Genomic DNA, 19,089 nt, shown 5'->3' with positions numbered 1-19,089 from the left:
CGTCCCGAAGGTGAATACGTCGCGCCAGGCTAACCGCAATCTCGGACACCGGGCCAAGCCGGTACACAGCCGGTACAGAATCGCTGAACGTCACTCACCGCGTGCGGCGGGCAGATGCGGCAGCCGGTCCGCCGCCACCACGCCCTCCAGGTAGCCGCGCGCACGCTCGGTGCGCGGATACGCCTCCAGCAGCCGCCAGAACCGCGGACCATGACCGGGCACCAGCAGATGGGCCAGCTCGTGCACCAGTACGTAGTCGACGACGTACTCGGGCATGCCCTGCAACCGGTGCGACAGCCGGATGCTGCCCTCCGCCGGGGTGCAGGATCCCCACCGGGTGTTCTGATTGGTCACCCAGCGCACCGATGCGGGCCGGGCCCGGCCCTCGAAGTACTGGGCGGACAACCGCTCGGCACGCTCGGCGAGTTCGGCGTCACCGAGCACGCTCCTGCTCTCCTGGGCGGCCAGCTTGTCGAGCATCACGCTCACCCACCGCTGTTCCTCCGCCTTCGACATCCGGGCCGGAATGAGCACGATGGTGCGGTCCCCCTCGCGGTACGCGGAGACCGTCCTGCTGCGGCGGTTGCTCCTGCGGACCTCGACCGCACTCGTCGCCGAGGCGCGGGGCGAACGGTCCGCCACGCCGCGCCGACGGGTTCGGGCATTGCCCGCAGGGGACTCTCCGGCGGTTCCGGGTGATGGGTCGGTGGGCACGCCACGACGTTACCCGGTCACGGCGGAGCAGGTGCCGCCTCCGGACGGTTCACGCTTGATCCACTCCGCAGCCTGCACCATTTGAACGACAAATACACCACACCTGTGGATAACTTTCCGCGCTATTCGGCGCTGCCCTGCATTCTGAACAACGCGTCCCGGCGAAGGCCCGGCGCATGCCCGTGTACACGGGCTCCGACCCGCAATGGCTTTCGTGCGGGATCACGACCCGGAATCACAGCCGGATGACGGGTCGGGATCTTGAGCGGAGTTCGCGAGCGGAGATCACGGACGGAGTCCACGAGCAGAGATCGCGGGCGGAGATCTCACCGGAAGGCAGCCGGTAACCGCGCCGAGAACGGAACGGAGAGCGGCGCGAAGAACGCAGCGCAGAGAAACCAGAACGTACAGCGCGGAGCACACCGCACAGCACGAGGACCGGGGGAAGCCATGTATCCGATGTTGAAGCCCGCACTGCGCCGCGCCTGGCGCGGCCGGGGGACCGTCCAGTTCGGGGTGACGCCCGCCCATGCGGTGAAGCTCGGTCCGATGGACATCGCGACCAGCAGTTTCCTGGAACTGCTCGACGGCACGCGCGGCCTGCCGCTGCTCCGCGAGGAGGCACGGGCGCTGGACCTTTCCGATCACCAAGTCGACGTCCTGATCCGTCGGTTGACCGATGCGGGACTGCTCGACGATGTGCGGTCCGTCGGCCCCGAGGCCGACGCGCTGAGAAACCGGCCCGGCGCCCTGGAGAGGCACCGCCCCGATCTGGCGTCGCTGTCGATCGTCCATCCCGATCCGGGCGGTGGGATGCGCCGGCTGGCGGCCCGTCGGGCGATGCGGGTCCAGGTCCGAGGTGCGGGCCGGGTGGGTGCCGCGATCGCGGCGGTGCTGTCCGGATCCGGAGTGGGCCGGGTGGAGGTGCTGGACGGCGGGCACACCGAGCCGTGGGACGTCTCGCCCGCCGGGCTGCCGTCGGCCGCGGTCGGGGAGCGCAGGGACACCGCGGCCCGGCAGTTGGTCCGCCGGTCCGCGGCGGGCTCGGCTCCCCGCGCCGCGGAGACGGCCGGTTCCCCGGAGAGCGGAGAACCGGGACTCTCGCTGATCGTGATGGCTCCTCGTGACGGCTTCGGCGCGTACGTCCCGGATCCTCGGTCGGCGGAGCAGTGGATCACCTCCGGCACCCCTCATCTCTATGCCGGAGTGGTGGAGGCCACGGGGGTGGTCGGCCCCCTGGTCCTGCCCGGGGGCACGGCATGCGCGGGGTGTCTGGCGCTGAGTCGCGCGGATGCGGACGAGGAGTGGCCCCGGATGCTGTCGCAGTGGCGTTCCGGGCGGCGGAACGCCGTGCAGGCATGCGATCTGGGGCTGGCGACAGCGGTGGCCGGGCTGGCGGCCGCGCACGCGTTGTCGTTCCTGGACGGTGATCTGCCCGCGAGCACGGGGACCCGCTGGGAGACCGCGCTGCCGCTGTTGGACTGGCGGTCGGAGCGGATGACGGCGCATCTCGACTGTCCCTGCGGAGCCGCTGGGCACACTGTGAGGGAGCGGGCCTCCGGGGCCGGCACGGCGCACGACACAATGGCCGGGTAACCGCCGCACGCGGCACGGAAGTCTGGGATATGGAGGGGCTCATGTCTGATCTTCCCCGGAAAGCGGTCACGCGTACCGCCAAGTTGGCGGCCCTGCCGTTGGGCTTCGCCGGCCGCGCCACCTGGGGCCTGGGCAAGCGGATCGGCGGGAAGTCCGCGGAACTGGTCGCCCGGGAGGTGCAGCAGCGGACGGCTGATCAGCTCTTCAAGGTGCTGGGTGAGTTGAAGGGCGGTGCCATGAAGCTCGGTCAGGCGCTGTCCGTCTTCGAGTCCGCGCTCCCCGAGGAGGTGGCCGGACCGTACCGTGCGGCGCTCACCAAACTGCAGGACGCCGCGCCGCCCATGCCCAGCGGCACGGTGCACGAGGTACTGGCGAAGCAGCTCGGGGAGGACTGGCGGGACCTGTTCCTGGAGTTCGAGGACAAGCCGTCGGCCGCCGCGTCGATCGGCCAGGTGCACCGAGCAGTGTGGCACGACGGCCGGGACGTAGCGGTGAAGGTGCAGTATCCGGGCGCCGGAGAGGCACTGCTCTCGGATCTGACCCAGCTCACCCGATTCGCCCGGCTGCTCGGTCCGCTGATTCCCGGCATCGACATCAAACCGCTCATCACGGAGTTGCGCGACCGGGTCTCGGAGGAGTTGGACTACGAGCAGGAAGCAGGGTCGCAGCAGGCCCATGCGGAGGAGTTCGCGGCCGATCCGGACGTGGTGATCCCCGATGTGGTGCACCAGTCCGACCAGGTGCTGGTGACGGAGTGGATGGACGGAGTTCCGCTGGCCGATGTGATCGCGGAGGGCACGCCCGAGCAGCGTGACCGGGCCGGCCAGTTGCTGGCGCGCTTCCTGTTCTCGGGTCCGGCGCGTACCGGTCTGCTGCACGCGGACCCGCATCCGGGGAACTTCCGGCTGCTGGCCCCGGCAGACGAGGCGGACGAGGTCGGCGGGAGCGGGCAGTGGCGTCTCGGGGTGCTGGACTTCGGCACGGTGGACCGGCTGCCGGGCGGTCTGCCGCAGCCGATCGGGGACTCCCTGCGGCTGGCGCTGGGGGGTGACGCGCGCGCGGTGTACGAGCTGCTGTCCGAGGAGGGTTTCGTCAAGGAGTCGGTCGATCTCGACCCGGACGCGGTGCTGGACTACCTTCTCCCGATCATCGAACCGGCGCAGGTGGAGGAGTTCACTTTCACCCGGAGCTGGATGCGCAATCAGGCCGCGCGGATCGGTGATCCGCGCTCCCCCGCCTATCAGTTGGGCAAGCAGTTGAATCTGCCGCCCGCCTATCTGCTGATACACCGGGTGACCCTGAGCACGATCGGGGTGCTGTGCCAGTTGGGCGCGACGGTGCGACTGCGCGACGAACTCGAGTCCTGGTTGCCGGGTTTCCTGTGGGAGCACGAGCAGGAGCCCCTGGCAGAGGAGGAGCCGACCGATGGCGCGGTCGCCGGGGCACAGGCGGCGGCCTTCGGGCCCGGGGACTGAGTCCGGGCGCCGAGCCCGCGCCACAGTGGCTCACCGCGGCGGCTTCGGCCGGCATGAGTCCGGCCATGACGGTGCGCTCTGCCGGTACGCGGTGACGGTGCGCTCGGCGGGCACGCGGGGGGGGCCGAGCCCGGCAAGCGCATCGGTCCTGTCACCACCAGGCGGAGTCCAGGCGGCCCTCGATCGCCGTGATGTGCGTGCGGGCGCACTCATCGCAGAAGTACCGGCGGGCGCCGTCCTCCACGGAGCGGATCCAGGTCGGCGGTGCGATCACGCCGTCCGCGCTGACACCGCACAGGGCACAGGCGACCGCCGCCGTCTCCCGCCGCTCGGGCCGCTCGTCACGGGGACGGGTCTCCGCGTCCACCCCGCGACGGGGACTCGACCGCCGCGGTGGTGCGCCGCACCACTCGGTGCAACCCGGGCGACGGTTGTGTTTCGAAGCACCGAACGACCGTGGGGCCGGTCCGAACGGACCGGCCCCACGGAAGGGGTTCTGACCTACTGGCTGAGTGAGTCGCCGCCGGACCGAGCGGTTGCCCGGCGGCGACTGTGCCCCGCGTACGGCTCAGTGCATGACCGCCATGGCCAGCGCACGGCGGGCGCGCATCGAAACGCGCTCGGCCTTGCGCTGCATCCGACGCGCGTTCACCAGGCGCACGGCCTGGCGTTGCATGTCGGCCTCCCTCATGCGGTCGTGCATATGCGCACGAGCCAGGGCTTCTGGGATGAGTTGCATTTCGCGGGTCCTGTTCTGGCGCGAACCGTGCGCGCCGATGAGCGTGGCGTTCGGTGTTGCGGAGCCGGCGGGCTCATTGGTGGGGACGGACATGGGTGCCTGATTTCGGGGATCGTGGGTGTGGGGACGGTCGATGGTTCCGGTGCGCTTCGTGGGTTTGGAGGCCATGCCCCCCAGTCCGGCGGTCACGCCGCGACCGGGTTCTTGCGCGGGCGGCCCCTGGGCCGCTTGCGGGCGACGACGACACCCTGGACGAAGAGCTCCCCGCCCCAGACACCCCAAGGCTCCCGGCGCTCCTTGGCACCGGCGAGGCATGCCTCGACGAGCGGGCAGGTGCGGCAGAGGGACTTGGCGTACTCGACATCGGCCGGCGACTCGGCGAAGAAGACCTCCGGGTCGTAGGAGCGGCAGGGAACGGGTACGCCGAGGTTCTCGATGGCGTCGTCGAGCGCGGTGAGCGCGGTGAGGGGGGTCAAGGCGGGGTCCTCCGTGAGACCGGGCGGCGGGATCATGTCGGTAGGCGGTACGGACGGGGCGTGCGCTTCGAGTTGCACGGCGGGTGGTGTCCTCGTCTGGTCGTTCCGGCTGTTGGCCGGGGGGCGGCTGGTACCGGGTACTGCTGGTCCCGAGGCTCCTTCGCGCTGTCCTCCGCGTGGACGGGCAGGCCGTCCATCTGCGTGGACAAACAAAAGGGCCGCGGATCCCGGGTGGGGTTCCGCGGCCCTGAAGGCGCCGGCCTGACATTGAATCAGGCTGGTTCTCTCCAGGGTTCAGGCCCACGGAAGGCCCACATCGTGTGGTGCGTCGTCTGCTGCTGCTTGGCGTCGGCTTCCACTCCCGCACCGACGGCCGCAAAGGCATAGGCCTGGGCCTTGTCCTTCGCTACTGCTGCTGCCGGTGCCAGAGCCGGTCGCTCATTGCGCTCCCGCACCGGGAAGCTCGCGGAGGACAGCGGGCTGACGATGGACAGACCGGTGCCACGGAGCGAGGCGGCGGCGGGGCAGGCAAGGCCGAACGAGCTGGCGGAGACGACCGAGAGATCGGTCATTTTGTTGGTCTTGGTCATGGTGATCACTTCAATCGCCTCCTCTCGGCGTCTCGGGGGACCGGCGGACCGATCCTGCGTATTCGTATAAGTACAGCACAGAGCCAGGGCTTCAGAGAAGCCGCTGTCCCTGTGGTTAAGAACCTATGGTGATGACTGGTGCGGGCGCAAACTATTTTTCCGACGAGTTTCGCTCACGCCTCGTCGGGGACGTCAGAGACTGCTTCCTCCCCCATCCCACCTGCGCAGATGGCGAGAACCGCGGTCCCGAACCGGTTCAGTTTGCGCGTGCCGACACCGGAGATCACCGCCAGTTCGCCCGCGCTGCCCGGCACCGCTTCCGCGATCGCCATCAAGGTCTTGTCCGTGAACACGCAATAGGGCGGCTGGCCAATCTCCTTGGCCCGGACCGCTCGCCAGTCGCGCAGCCGCTCGTACAGTGCCTCGTCCATGTCGGACGGGCAGTCGTCACACCGCATCAGTTTCATCTCGCCCGCGTCGGTGAGGGTCTTCCCGCAGACCCGGCACCGGGCGGGGCGGCGACGGGTGCGCCTGGCGGTCGGGCCGTGGTGCCGTTCGCCCCCGACGCCCCCGACCACCTCGGCGTGGACGCCGCGGGTCGCCGTCCCGGCACGCAGTCCGGTCAGGAAGCGGCTCGGGCGGCGGCCGGCGCGTCCGCCCGGCGAACGGGCGAGCGACCACGAAAGCGAGAGGTGGACACGGGCCCGGGTGATGCCGACGTACAGAAGGCGTCGTTCCTCCTCGATCTGCTCGTCGGTCCTGGCGTAGGCGATCGGCAGCATGCCCTCGGTCAGTCCGACCAGGAACACGGCGTCCCATTCCAGGCCCTTCGCGGAGTGCAGCGAGGCGAGGGTGACCCCCTGGACCGTGGGGGCGTGCTGGGCGGCGGCCCGTTCGTCGAGCTCCGCCACCAGGTCGGAGAGCGTCGCCCCTGACCTGGCGCGTTCGAAGTCCTCGGCGAGCCGGACCAGCGCGGCGAGGGACTCCCAGCGGTCGCGCACCGCCCCTGAGCCCGCGGGCGGCTGCGGTGTCCAGCCCTTGGTGGACAGCACCGCTCGCACCTGGGCCGGCAGGTCCTCCGCGTCGTCCAGCAGGGGATCGTTGCCTCCCGCGCGCGCGGCGCCGCGCAGGGCCGTGCCGGCCTCGCGGACCTCCGCGCGTTCGAAGAAGCGCTCCGCCCCGCGCAGCTGGTAGGACACGCCCGCGTCGGCCAGGGCCTGCTCGTAGACCTCGGACTGGGAGTTGACCCGGTAGAGCACGGCGATCTCGCCGGCCGGGACGCCGGCGGCGATCAGTTCGCGGACGCGGCGGGCCGTGCCCTCCGCCTCCGCGGGTTCGTCCGCGTACTCCGTCCGGACGGGCTCGGGGCCGGGGTCGCGCTGCGAGACCAGCTCCAGCCGGTGCTCGGCGGCGCGACCGCGGGCCTGGCCGAGCAGTCCGTTGGCCAGATGGACGACCTGGGGCGTGGATCGGTAGTCCCGCACCAGCTTGACGACGGTCGCACGGGGGTGGCGGCTGCGGAAGTTCAGCAGGTGTTCGGGGCTGGCTCCGGTGAAGGAGTAGATCGTCTGGCCGGCGTCGCCGACGACGCACAGGCTGTCCCGGTCGCCGAGCCAGAGGTCGAGCAGCCGTTGCTGGAGGGGGCTGACGTCCTGGTACTCGTCGACCACGAAGTGCTGGTACTGACGGCGGACATGCTCGGCGATGTCGTGACGGTCCTGGAGTATGGCGACGGTCAGCAGCAGCACGTCCTCGAAGTCGATCACACCGTGGTCGCGCTTCAGCTGCTCGTACATGGCGTAGATCTGGGAGATCTCGGCCGGATCGCGCGGGGCGTCCCGATGGGCTCTGGCGGCCGCGGCCGGGTAGTCGGCGGGCACGGTCTGGGTGACCTTGGACCACTCGATCTCGCTCGTGACGTCACGCAGCTCGTTGCGGTCGAGCCGGATGCGGCAGCGGGCCGCCGCCTCCGCGACCAGTTGGACCTTGCGTTCCAGCAGCCGCGGCAGCTCTCCGCCGACCGCCTTCGGCCAGAAGTACTGGAGCTGGCGCAGCGCGGCGGAGTGGAACGTCCGCGCCTGCACTCCGCCTGCGCCGAGCTGGCGCAGCCGTCCGCGCATCTCGCCCGCGGCGCGGTTGGTGAAGGTGACGGCGAGCACATTCGTCGGCTGGAGTATTCCCGCGCGCACCCCGTAGGCGATGCGGTGGGTGATCGCACGCGTCTTGCCCGTACCGGCTCCGGCCAGCACACACACCGGGCCGTGCAGGGTCGTGGCGACCTCGCGCTGCTCGGGGTCCAGCCCGTCGAGCACGGCGTCGGCCGACTCCGGGACCTGTGGGAAGAGGGAGGAATGCGATGCTGCTGTCACCCCGCCATGCTGCCAGGTCGCTCGGGGCCGGTGCGGAGGTTGTCCACAGGGGGATCCCGCCTGTCGTATTAACAGGGAACGTGGCACTCCTCGACCGGAGGCATGGCACTCGACGGGGACGCGGCGGCAGGGGCCCGTTCGCCTCAGCCGTTGTGCCGAGGGTCGGGCGTGGTGCCGAGGGACGGGCGTGGCGCCGAGAGCCTCGCCCCTCGCGTCCGCCGTTTCGATGCGGCGGCATGTCGTGACCCGGTGTGAGATGCGTCCCTGCCGGGCGGCGGCGGGAATGGCGGCCGGCCCGCGTACGTTGCCCAACCGAGCGGGCCGTGCAGGACCGTTGAGACGGACAAGATGGACAAAACAGAGGAGCGGGAAGAGATGCCGGGCACTGTGACGATGTACAGCACCACGTGGTGCGGCTACTGCCGCAGGCTCAAGAGCCAGATGGACCGCGAGGGCATCGCGTACAACGAGATCAACATCGAGCATGACCCGGAGTCCGCCGCGTTCGTCGAGAAGGCCAACGGGGGCAACCAGACCGTCCCCACCGTCCGGGTGGTCGGCGCGACGGGCTCCGAGGCCGTCATGACGAACCCCTCCCTGGCCCAGGTGAAGCAGGCGCTCGCCGCCTGACCCGGCCCGCGCGGCCGCGGTACGAAGGTGGACCGCAGCATGGAGGAACGCCCCTCACCGGCGGCGGTGGGGGGCGTCCTCGCGCCCGTCACGCGTGCTCAGCCGACGCCACCCGGCTTGGGCAGCGGCTTTCCGTACCACATCTCGATCAGGTGGGACGCGATCGAGATGCCGTACGGGGGCAGGACCTCACCCGATTCGAAGGCCTCGGTCAGCTCCTCGCGAGAGAACCAGCGGGCCTCCTCGATCTCCTCGCCGTCCACGTCGATCTCGGCGGAGGTCGCCCGTGCCATGAAGCCGAGCATCAGACTGGACGGGAACGGCCAGGGCTGGCTGGCCACGTACTCGACCTCGCCGACGGTGATGCCCGCTTCCTCGAAGACCTCACGGGCCACGGACTGCTCGATCGACTCCCCCGGCTCGACGAAGCCCGCGAGCGTGGAGAAACGGCCCTCGGGCCAGTGCACCTGACGGCCCAGCAGGGCGCGGTCCCGGTCGTCCGTGACCAGCATGATGACCGCGGGGTCGGTGCGCGGGTAGTGCTCGGCACCGCAGACCGGACAGCGGCGGATGTGACCGGCCGCCGCGATGACCGTGCGTTCCCCGCAGCGCGAGCAGAAGCGGTGCAGGCGCTGCCAGTTCTCCAGGGCCACCGCGTGCACCATCAGCGCGGCATCGCGGGGGCCGAGCAGCATCCCGGCCTCACGCAGCCCCGCCGGGCGGGCCGGCTGGTCCATCCGGCCGGGCAACGAGTCCTTCTGGAGCGCGAAGTAGCTGACACCGTCCGCGTCGGTGCCCAGGAAGTAGCGGTGGGTCTCGGTGGGCGGGGCCTCGAAGGCCGGCGTCATGACGATCTCCGTACCGCCTTCGGCGGTGTCGTCGATCAGCACCTGTCCGCCGGAGACGACGAACACGCGCGTGGTCGGGTGGCTCCACGCGGCGGCCAGCCATGCCTCGTCGAGGCGGTGGTGCGCCGCGCGGTCGATGCCGCTGGGCGCCGTGAGACCGATGGGCCGGTCCGTGACGGCGTAGTCGAAGGTGCTCACAGGTGCTTCCCACTCCCCGGGACGGTTCGGGTGTTCAGAGGACTCGGTGCCCAGCTCAACGAAGTGCCTCGGCCAGCTCGCCCCAGAGGTGGGCGGCCGTCTCCACGCCCTTGAAGAGCAGGTCCAGTTCGACCTTCTCGTTGGGGGCGTGCCAGCCGTCCGAGGGTATGGAGATGCCGAGGAAGAGGACGGGGGCGCCGAGGACGTCCTGGAGATCGGCGGCGGGCCCCGACCCTCCTTCGCGGGTGAAGAGGATCTTCCGGCCGAAGGCACGCCCCATGGCGCGGGTGACCGCCTGGAGGGCCGGGTGGTCCAGCGGCGTGAGGCAGGGGCGGGTGGCCGGGGTGAAGGTGATGCGGTGTCGGATGCCGGCCGGGATCCGGGCCTCGGCCCAGGCGCGGACCACCTGCTGGATGTGGTCGGGGTCCTGACCGGCGACCAGTCGGAAGCTGAGCTTCACGAACGCGGAGGACGGGATGATCGTCTTGCTGCCGGCGCCCTGGTAGCCGCCGCCGATGCCGTTGACCTCGGCGGTGGGGCGGGCCCAGACGCGCTCCAGCGTGGAGTGGCCGGCCTCGCCGGACACCGCCCCGGACTTGGCGGTGCGCAGCCAGCTCGCCTCGTCGAAGGGGAGTTCGGCGAAAAGGGCGCGCTCGGCCTCGGTGAGTTCCGTCACTCCGTCGTAGAAGCCGGGGACCGTGATCCGGCCGTCCGCGTCGTGCAGCGCGGCGACGAGCCGGGCCACGGCGGTCGCGGGGTTGGGGACGGCGCCGCCGAACGAACCGGAGTGGATGTCCTGCTCGGGGCCGAGCAGCTCGATCTCGCACTCGGCGAGGCCGCGCATGCCCGTGCAGACCGTGGGCGTCGTCTCGTCCCACATGCCGGTGTCGGAGACGATCACGGCGTCGGCGGTGAGGCGGGCGGCCCGCTCCTCGACCAGGGCGCGGAAGTGCGGCGAGCCGGACTCCTCCTCGCCCTCGATCAGCAGCTTGAGGTGGACGGCGGGAGCGGTGCGGCCGGTGGCGGCGAGATGGGCCCGGACACCGAGCGTGTGGAAGAACACCTGCCCCTTGTCGTCGGCGGCGCCCCGCCCGTACAGGCGGCCGTCGCGGATCACCGGCTCGAACGGGTCGGTGTCCCAGCCGTCCTCGCGGGCGGCGGGCTGCACGTCGTGGTGCCCGTAGACCAGGACGGTCGGGGCGTCCGGGTCGTCGGACGGCCACTCGGCGAAAACCGCGGGAGCGCCGGGGGTGTCCCAGATCTCGGCGACCGGGAAGCCGGTCTCCTTCAGCTTGGCGGACAACCACTCGGCGCTGCGCCGTACGTCCCCGTCGTGTTCCGGCTGGGCGGACACGGACGGGATGCGCAGCCAGGCGGCGAGGTCGTCGAGGAAGGCTGTGCGGTGCTGCTCGGTGTACGTACGGACGGCGCTGTCCGGGGTGTCGCTCATGCTCTTGAGCCTATCGGCCGTCGGGAGGTGGCTCGTCCAGCAGGATCCGCTCCAGCTCCGCCCGGCCCGGGAGCCGGGCGGGACGGACGGTCTCGCCGCTGCGTACGTACAGGAACGTGGCGGTGACGGCGGTGAGGGGCAGATCGTGCAGTTCGGCCCAGGCCAGGCGGTAGACCGCGAGCTGGAGGGGGTCTGCGGTGTGGGTGCGGGTGGTCTTCCAGTCGACGATCTCGTAGCCGTCCTCGGTGCGGTAGACGGCGTCGATACGGCCCCTGATCACCCGGCCGGCGAGCGTGATCTGGAACGGCGTCTCCACCTTGTAGGGGGTGCGGCGGGCGTACGGGGTGCGCTCGAACGCCTCCTTGAGCGCGGCGAGGTCCCGTTCGTCGGCGATCTCTGCGTCGCTCTCGTCGCCGCCGGGCAGCTCGTCCGGACCGAGCAGGGGCAACGGGAGCTCCTCGAAACGGGACTCCACCCAGGCGTGGAAACGGGTGCCCCGGCGGGCCGCGGGCTGCGGCGGCCGCGGCATGGGGCGGGCCAGCTCCCGGGCGAAGCCGTCGGGGTCGTCCGCGAGCCTCAGCAGCTGGGTCGCGGAGAGCACGGGGGGTACGAGGACATCGCGCACGGTGGCGCGGGCGCGGCGCAGTTCTCCGGTGAGGGCGTCGAGGTCGCGGTCCCAGGAGGCGAGCACCCGGGCCTCCTCGGGAGTGAGGCGGTGCGGCCCGGCGGCGGAGCCGGGCGGCCCGGCGGCGGGATGGGCTTCCCCGGCGTGTTCGGGGGCGCGTTCAGGGGCGCGGGCCGCCGGGACGGGGACGGTGGGGACCTCGGGGGCAGTGGGGACGGTGGGGGCCTCGGGCGCGGGAGCGCGCGGGGCGGGGGCCGGGGCCGACAGGGCCGACGGGCGCTCCGTCGACAGGGCGTCCCAGTCGTCGGCCCCGTCCGGGCGCGCGTCGTCGGGGTGGGGCTCACCGGGGTGGGCCTCGTCCGGGTACGACTCATCGTTGGGGAAGGGGTCGCCGTACGGCTCGTCCTCGTGCGAGGTGTCGCGTGGACCGCTCCCGCGCGGGGCGTCGCGCAGGTCGCTCCCGTAGGGACCGTCGTGCGGACCCGGGGCCCGGGCCCGGCCCCCGTACGCGTCCGGCTCGTCCGGCTCCTCCTCGGTCCCCTCCGTCGCGGTCAGGGCGTCCAGATGGGCCAGGACCGTGTGCGCGGCGGCCCGGCGGCGGGCCAGTGCGGTGGCGTCGAGGGGCAGCGGCCATGCCCGGTCGGTCCGCCTCTCCGCCAGCGCCGGGTTCTCCTCGTCCTCGGCCGGATCATCGGCCCATGCCTCGATCTCGCCGTACCCGGCCGCGCAGTGCTCGTACAGCGCCCGCAGGAAGGCGGACGGGCCGCGCGGCTTCTTCTGGGCGGGGCCCCACCAGTGGCCGGAGCCGAGCAGCAGCGAGCGGGGCCTGGTGAAGGTCACGTACCCCAGGCGCAGTTCCTCGGTGTGCTGGTGCTCCTTCATCGCCTGCTTGAACCCCTTGAGCCCCTTGGCGTCCGGGGAGTCGAGGGCGGGGAGCGTGTCCGCGTCCCCGCGCAGGGCGTGCGGCAGGACCTGGGGCTGGGACGTCCAGGCGTCGCGCGACTGGCCGCTCGGGAACTGCCCGGCGACCAGGCCCGGCACCGCGACGACGTCCCACTCCAGGCCCTTGGACTTGTGCGCGGTGAGGACCTTGACGGTGTTCTCGCCGCCGGGCAGCGCGTTGTCCAGGCCCTTCTCGTACTGGACGGCGGTGCGCAGGAAGCCCAGAAAGGCGAGGAGCGTGGCCTCGCCGTCGACGGCGGCGAAGCGGGCGGCCACATCGAGGAAGTTGGCGAGGGTCTCGCGACGGCGGGCGGCCAGCGCGTGCGGCGAGGCGGAGAGCTCGACCTCCAGGCCGGTGGTGGCGAGGACCCGGTGCAGCACGTCCATGAGGGGGTCGGCCAGGGAGCGGCGCAGGTCACGCAGTTCGGCGGCCAGGCGGGCGAAACGGACGCGGGCCTCGGCGGAGAACGGCAGCCCGTCGTCCGCCGCGCCCCCCGATTCGAGGAAGGTGTCGAGCGCGTCGGCGAGCGAGATCACCTCGGCCGGGTCGGTGCCCTCGACGGCTTCGGCGAGGCGGCGGTCGAGATCGGAGGCGTCCTCCTCACCCGCTCCCGCGCGGTGCACGAGGAGACGGGCGCGGCGGCCGAGCAGGGCCAGGTCCCGGGGGCCGATCCGCCAGCGCGGGCCGGTGAGCAGCCGGACCAGGGAGGCGTTGGCCCCCGGGTCCTGGAGGACCTCACAGACCGCGACGAGGTCGGCGACCTCGGGCAGGTGGAGCAGTCCGGAGAGGCCGACGACCTCGACCGGGACGTCACGGGCCACCAGCGCGGCGTGGATCTCCGGGAAGTCGCCCGCGGTGCGGCACAGGACGGCGATCTCGCCCGGCTCCTTCTCGGTCCTCACGAGGTGGGCGATGGAGTCGGCGATCCAGTCGATCTCCTCGGCGTGGGTGCGGAACAGGGCACAGCGTACGGTGCCGTCGCGCTCGGCACCCAGGGCGGGGCGCAGGGCCTCGACACCCTCGTGCATGGCGCGCAGGGGTGCGGCCAGGCCGTTGGCGAGGTGGAGGAGCCGGCCGCCGCTGCGGCGGTTCTCGCTGAGGGAGTAGCGGGTGGCGGGAGTGCCGTCGGCGTGCGGGAAGTGGTGCGGGAAGTCGTCGAGGTTGGCGACGGAGGCGCCTCGCCAGCCGTAGATCGCCTGGCAGGGGTCGCCCACGGCGGTGACCGCGTGGCCGGTCGCCACCAGCCACGGCTCCTCCGCCGCCGCCTTCCCGCGGCTTGTTCGCGTCGTCTCCGCTCGGCGCTCCCCCGTCCCGCCTCCGAAGTCCTGTCCTGTTCCGTCCCCGCGGGCCTGCCCCGTCCCGGACCCGCGGCCTTCCACCGTCCCGTCTCCGCGGGCCTGCCCGGGTGCCTCTGCCGGTGTGCTCGCCGCCGCCCCGGTCCCTGTCGCCCCGGTCCCTGCCGACCCCCCGGCCCCTGTCGCCCCGGTCCCTGTCGCCCCGGTCCCTGCCGACCCCCCGGCCCCTGCCGACCCGTCCGGTCCGCGGCCGAAGAGGGCGGCGAGCAGGAGCCGCTGGGCGACCGAGGTGTCCTGGTACTCGTCGAGCAGCACGACCCGGAATTCGTCGCGCAGGATCGCACCGACCTCGGGGCGGGTGAGGGCCAGTTCGGCGGAGAGCGCGATCTGGTCGCCGAAGTCGATGAGGTCGCGGCTCCGCTTGGCCTCGCGGTAGCGCCGGGTCAGGTCCAGCAGCTCGCGGCGGGCCCGCGCGGTCTCGGGGATCTTGCGCAGCTCGGCGTTGGTGAGCCGGGCCGTTTCGAGTGTGTGGAGCAGGTCGGTGTCGTACGCGATGAGCTCCTCGGGCCGCACGAGGTGCTCGGCCAGTTCGGCGTCGAGGGCCAGCAGATCGCTGACCAACGTGGCGAACGACCTGGTCAGGGCCGGATACGGGCCGGGAGCCTCACGCAGCACGCGCGCGGCGAGCTGATAGCGGGTGGCGTCGGCGAGGAGGCGTGTGGTGGGTTCCAGCCCGATGCGCAGCCCGTGCTCGGTGAGAAGCCGGCCGGCGAACGCGTGGTACGTGGAGATGCTCGGCTCGCCGGGCGGATCGTCCGGGTCGATGACGTCCGGATCGGTGACCCCGGCGGCGATCAGTGCCTTGCGGACGCGTTCGGCCAGTTCGCCCGCCGCCTTGTTGGTGAAGGTGAGACCGAGGACCTGCTCGGGGGCGACCTGTCCCGTGCCCACCAGCCACACCACGCGGGCGGCCATCACCGTGGTCTTCCCGGAACCGGCGCCCGCGACGATCACCTGCGGGGCGGGCGGCGCGGTGATGCAGGCCGTCTGCTCCGGGGTGAACGGGATCCCGAGGAGTTCTTTCAGCTGCTCGGGATCGGTGATTCGCGGGGACACCCGATCGAGGCTAACCGCCCGCGCCGACAGCGGGCGCCGACGGCGGCGGCTCGCGGGCTCACTCCAGGACGTGCCGGCCCTCCGGCCGGGCGCTGCACGAGGCGCGGAAGGCGCAGTGCGTGCAGTGCTGGCCCGTCGTGGGGGTGAAGCGTTCGTCCAGGACCCGGCCGGCGGCCGTGGCCAGCAGTTCGGACACCCGCGCGCCGGAAAGCGGCTCCTGGGCCTGCACCTTGGGCAGGGCCTCGCCGCCCTCCTTCTTCGGGGCGGGCTGGCGCAGCTGTACGAGTTCGGCGCCGCCCGGTTCGGGGCGGCGGCCGTCGAAGACCTCGTCGACCGCCCCTTCCCGCACGGCCAGCTGGTACACGGCGAGCTGGGGGTGGTGTGCGACCTCGTCCTTGGTGGGCGACTGCTTGCCGGTCTTGAAGTCGACGACGTACGCCCGGCCCGTGGCGTCCTGCTCGACCCGGTCCATGGAGCCGCGGATGCGCACCTGGTACTCCCCCGCCTCCAGCGTCACGTCGAAGTCGTGCTCGCTCGCGACATGGGTGCGCCCGTTGCGGTCCATGACGTGCCAGCGCAGGAAGCGTTCGAGGGCGATCCGGGCCTGTTCCTTCTCCTGCCGGGACTTCCAGGGGGCGTCGAAGGCGAGGCCGTCCCAGACCGAGTCCAGCCGTTCCATCAGGACGGCCAGGTCGGCGGAGGTGCGGCCGGAGGCGACCTCGTCGGCGAGTACGTGGAGGACGTTGCCGAAGCCCTGGGCGGCGGTCGCCGGGGCGTCCGCCTTGACCTCGCGGCCGAGGAACCACTGGAGTGAGCACGTGTTGACGAGCTGGTCCAGTGCGCTGCCGGAGAGGGCCACGGGGCGGCCCCGGTCACGGAGCGGGACGGCGGAACGGGTCGGCTCGTCCAGCCCCCACCAGCGGTGCGGGTGGGCGGCGGGCACCAGCGGCCGGCCCTCGTCGTCGGCGAGCGCGGCGAGGCGGGCGAGCCGGCGGGCGGCTTCCTCGCGCAGGGCCTCGGAGGCGTCCGGGTCGACGGTGACGGCGCGGAGTTCGGCGACGAGCGCGACGACGGAGAGCGGGCGGCGCGGGCGGCCGGTGATGTCGCGCGGTTCGACGCCGAGTTCCGCGAGGAAGCGGGAGGGCTGGTCCCCGTCGTCGGAAGGCGCCTTGACCGCGGTGACGACGAGGCGTTCGCGGGCACGGGTCGCGGCGACGTAGAAGAGGCGGCGTTCCTCGGCGAGCAGGGCGCCGGGGGCGAGCGGTTCGGCCAGGCCGTCGCGGCCGATCCGGTCCGCTTCGAGCAGCGAGCCGCGGCGTCGCAGGTCCGGCCAGAGCCCCTCCTGCACGCCCGCGACGACGACCATGCGCCATTGCAGGCCCTTGGAGCGGTGCGCGGTCATCAGCCGTACGGCGTCGGGGCGCAGCGCGCGCCGGGAGAGGGTGTCGGCGGCGATGTCCTGGGCGTCCACCTCTTCCAGGAAGTTGAGCGCGCCGCGACCGCCGGTGCGTTCCTCGGCGCGGGCCGCGGTCTCGAAGAGCGCGCAGACGGCGTCGAGGTCGCGGTCGGCGTTGCGCCCGCCCGCTCCCCCGCGCAGTGCGGCACGTTCCAGCCGCGCCGGCCACGGGGTGCCCGCCCACAGCTCCCACAACGCTTCCTCCGCCGTACCACCGCCTTCGAGCAGCTCGCGCGCCTTGCGCAGGAGCGCACCCAGGCGCTGGGCCCCGCGGGCGTACGCCGGGTCGTGTGTGACCAGGCGTTCGGGTTCGGCGAGTGCGCGGGCCAACAGATCGCCGGAGGGCGGCGGTACGCGGTTCCCGGCGTCCCTCTCCTCGTCGCGCAGGGCCCGGCCGAGGCGGCGCAGATCGGCCGCGTCCATGGAGCCGAGGGGGGAGGTGAGCAGGGACAGGGCGGTCTCGGTGTCCAGCCAGGACATCACTCCGGAGTACGGCGCTCCGGTGGATGACCCTCCAAAGGGCGCCGCTGAGGACGTGTCTTTGGGGGACGGTGCTTCGGAAGGCGTCGCTCCCGGGAACGGCGCTTCGGCGGACAGCGGCTCGGAGGACGGCTCAGAGGGCGCTGTTCCGGAACCGGTGCCCGGGGCGGCGGGCGCCCTCTGCCCGGCCGCCGCTTCCTTTGCGGCCTCCGTGGTCTTTGTTGCCCCTGCGGTCTCTTTTGTTGCCCGTGCGGTCTCTGCAATCTCTATGGCCTCGGCAGTCTCTACGGCCCCTGATGCCCCTCCCTCCGGCGCCGGAGACTCCGCGTCCGCTCCAGCCGTGCCCGGCCCGTCCACGCCGGATACGCCCGGCGCTCCCGTGTCCGGGACATCCGCGCGCGCGGCAGCCGCGCCCGGCGCACCCCGGCCCACCGCGGCCGTGGCGACCGCGCGCAGGGCGGTCAGAAGGGGCGCGACCGCCGGCTCATGGCGCAGGGGGAGGTCGTCACCGTCCACCTCCAGGGGGACCCCGGCCGATGTCAGGGCCCGGCGGAGCGAAGGGATCGTGCGGCCCCCGGCTCGTACGAGCACCGCCATCTCGCTCCACGGAACGCCGTCCTCCAGATGCGCGCGGCGCAGCAGATCGGCGATGTTGTCCAGCTCGGCGGAGGCGGTCGGATAGACGTACGCCTCCACGCTGCCGCCCTCGTGGACGGCGGCGAGTTCCCGGTGGGCACGGACCTGCTCCGAGGGCAGCCGGGGCATCGGCATGCGGCGGGTGAGCAGCCGGGTGGCAGCCAGCAGCCGCCCGCCGGAACGGCGCGAGGTGGTGAGGACGGCGACGGGGGCCGGTGTGCCGTCCGCCCGGCGGAAGGTCTCCGGGAAGTCGAGGATGCCGTTCACATCGGCGCCCCGGAACGCGTAGATGGACTGGTCGGGATCGCCGAAGGCAATCAGATCCCGGCCGTCCCCGGCACCTCGGCCGTCTCCAGGCCCCGGCCCGTTCCCCGCGCCCCGGCCGCTCCCGGCCCCCGGCCCGTTCCGCGTTCCCCGACCGCTCCCCCGGTTCCCGGCCAGTGCGTGCAGCAGCCGTACCTGCGACGGGTCCGTGTCCTGGTACTCGTCGACGAAGACCGCGTCGTACCGCTCCGACAGCGGCGCCGCCACTTCGGGGCGCTCCGTGAGCAGCACGGCCCGATGGACCAGCTCCGCGTAGTCCAGCACCCCCTGGGCATCCAGCACGTCCAGGTACTCGGCCAGGAACCCGGCCGCCGCGCCCCAGTCCGGCCGGCCGGTACGCCGGGCGAAGGCGGCCAGCGCGTCCGGGCCCAGGCCCAGCTCACGGCTGCGGGCGAGCACCGCCCGCACCTCGTCGGCGAAACCGCGCGTGGTCAGGCAGGCCCGCAGCTCGTCGGGCCAGCGGATGTGCGGGAAGCCGTCCCTCTCCAGTTCGAGCTGACCGGCCAGCAGCTCGCGGACGGTGACGTCCTGCTCCGGGCCGGACAGCAGCCGCGTCGGTTCGGCGAAGAGGTCGGCGTCCTGGTGGGCGCGGACCAGCGCGTAGCAGAAGGAGTGGAACGTGGTGGCCTGCGGGCTGCGGACGGCCCCCATCCGGACCGCCATCCGGTCGCGCAGTTCCACGGCGGCCTTGCGGCTGAAGGTGAGGACCAGGATGCGGGCGGGGTCGCCACCGCGTGCCACCCGGGCGGCGATCGCCTCCACGAGCGTGGTCGTCTTGCCGGTCCCCGGGCCGGCGAGCACCAGGAGCGGTCCGCCGGGGTGGTCAACCACAGCGCGCTGCGCCGCGTCCATAAGAGGGGGATCCACGGAGCCCGGCGGGGTGCGCACCAGCCGGAACGCGCCCGTGGTCCGCTGCCGTGCCTGACGGTGCGGACTGTGTCGGGTGGTGGAGGAGCTCACGTGGATCGCCGGTCCTGGTGGGTGTACGGGTGGGTGATGGGTGGGTGATGGGGATGCGGTTCGCGCCGCGAACTGACGACGCTACGCCAGTGCGGGCGCGGCGCGGCGCCGGTCCCGTGCGTGGCTCGTCACGTCACGCACCGCGATCGACGCCGCCCCACGCATCGGC

13 protein-coding genes are annotated in these 19,089 nt (G+C 72.5%); 3 read left to right on the top strand and 10 right to left on the bottom strand.

Annotated elements, in window-relative coordinates:
• Window positions 1–90 precede the first annotated feature (90 nt).
• Complete coding sequence (locus tag ACIHCL_RS22045) at window positions 91–714, bottom strand: M48 family metallopeptidase (RefSeq protein WP_399864130.1); 624 nt, start codon at window positions 712–714, stop codon at window positions 91–93.
• Window positions 715–1,164: 450 nt separating this feature from the next.
• Here ACIHCL_RS22045 and ACIHCL_RS22040 point away from each other — a divergent pair, with 450 nt between their 5' ends.
• Window positions 1,165–2,310, top strand: a complete 1,146-nt coding sequence (locus ACIHCL_RS22040) for a ThiF family adenylyltransferase (RefSeq protein ID WP_399864129.1) — start codon at window positions 1,165–1,167, stop codon at window positions 2,308–2,310.
• Between the two features lie 41 nt (window positions 2,311–2,351).
• Window positions 2,352–3,785: an ABC1 kinase family protein gene (locus ACIHCL_RS22035; RefSeq protein ID WP_399864128.1), complete on the top strand. Its 1,434-nt coding sequence runs from the start codon at window positions 2,352–2,354 to the stop codon at window positions 3,783–3,785.
• Between the two features lie 151 nt (window positions 3,786–3,936).
• Here the strand turns inward: ACIHCL_RS22035 and ACIHCL_RS22030 are convergent, their stop codons facing one another.
• From ACIHCL_RS22030 to ACIHCL_RS22010, 5 genes are all read right to left on the bottom strand, one after another.
• Window positions 3,937–4,152 (bottom strand): hypothetical protein, encoded by a 216-nt coding sequence (locus ACIHCL_RS22030; protein ID WP_399864127.1) that lies wholly within the window; start codon window positions 4,150–4,152, stop codon window positions 3,937–3,939.
• Window positions 4,153–4,353: 201 nt separating this feature from the next.
• Window positions 4,354–4,713: a hypothetical protein gene (locus ACIHCL_RS22025; RefSeq protein ID WP_399864126.1), complete on the bottom strand. Its 360-nt coding sequence runs from the start codon at window positions 4,711–4,713 to the stop codon at window positions 4,354–4,356.
• Window positions 4,710–5,078 carry a WhiB family transcriptional regulator gene (locus tag ACIHCL_RS22020; RefSeq protein WP_399864125.1) on the bottom strand — a complete coding sequence of 123 codons (369 nt, stop codon included), beginning with the start codon at window positions 5,076–5,078 and terminating at the stop codon, window positions 4,710–4,712. Before ACIHCL_RS22020 ends, ACIHCL_RS22025 begins: the two co-directional genes overlap by 4 nt.
• A 194-nt stretch (window positions 5,079–5,272) precedes the next feature.
• A complete protein-coding gene (locus ACIHCL_RS22015; protein ID WP_399864209.1) occupies window positions 5,273–5,590 on the bottom strand; it encodes a hypothetical protein in 318 nt (105 codons plus the stop codon).
• Window positions 5,591–5,763: 173 nt separating this feature from the next.
• The gene (locus ACIHCL_RS22010) at window positions 5,764–7,959 is read right to left on the bottom strand and encodes an ATP-dependent DNA helicase UvrD2 (protein ID WP_399864124.1); all 2,196 of its coding nucleotides are present in this window, start codon (window positions 7,957–7,959) and stop codon (window positions 5,764–5,766) included.
• Window positions 7,960–8,334: 375 nt separating this feature from the next.
• Between ACIHCL_RS22010 and ACIHCL_RS22005 the strand changes: the two genes are divergently transcribed.
• Entirely contained in the window at window positions 8,335–8,589 is a 255-nt protein-coding gene (locus ACIHCL_RS22005) for a mycoredoxin (RefSeq protein ID WP_399864123.1), read from the top strand.
• Between the two features lie 98 nt (window positions 8,590–8,687).
• Here ACIHCL_RS22005 and nudC read toward each other — a convergent pair whose 3' ends face one another.
• The 4 genes from nudC to ACIHCL_RS21985 are packed head-to-tail and all read right to left on the bottom strand — an operon-like array spanning window position 8,688 to window position 18,920.
• Window positions 8,688–9,635 (bottom strand): NAD(+) diphosphatase, encoded by a 948-nt coding sequence (gene nudC / locus ACIHCL_RS22000; protein WP_399864122.1) that lies wholly within the window; start codon window positions 9,633–9,635, stop codon window positions 8,688–8,690.
• A 55-nt stretch (window positions 9,636–9,690) separates the two neighbouring features.
• Window positions 9,691–11,085, bottom strand: coding sequence for a dipeptidase (locus tag ACIHCL_RS21995; RefSeq protein ID WP_399864120.1), 1,395 nt, complete (start codon window positions 11,083–11,085; stop codon window positions 9,691–9,693).
• Between the two features lie 10 nt (window positions 11,086–11,095).
• Window positions 11,096–15,064: a UvrD-helicase domain-containing protein gene (locus ACIHCL_RS21990; RefSeq protein ID WP_399864119.1), complete on the bottom strand. Its 3,969-nt coding sequence runs from the start codon at window positions 15,062–15,064 to the stop codon at window positions 11,096–11,098.
• 58 nt (window positions 15,065–15,122) lie between these two features.
• Window positions 15,123–18,920, bottom strand: coding sequence for a UvrD-helicase domain-containing protein (locus ACIHCL_RS21985; RefSeq protein WP_399864118.1), 3,798 nt, complete (start codon window positions 18,918–18,920; stop codon window positions 15,123–15,125).
• Between the last annotated feature and the right edge of the window lie 169 nt (window positions 18,921–19,089).

The sequence above is a fragment of the Streptomyces sp. NPDC052042 genome (genome assembly GCF_044548345.1).
Lineage (GTDB): Bacteria > Actinomycetota > Actinomycetes > Streptomycetales > Streptomycetaceae > Streptomyces.
This window is presented reverse-complemented; position numbering and strand designations above follow the sequence as displayed.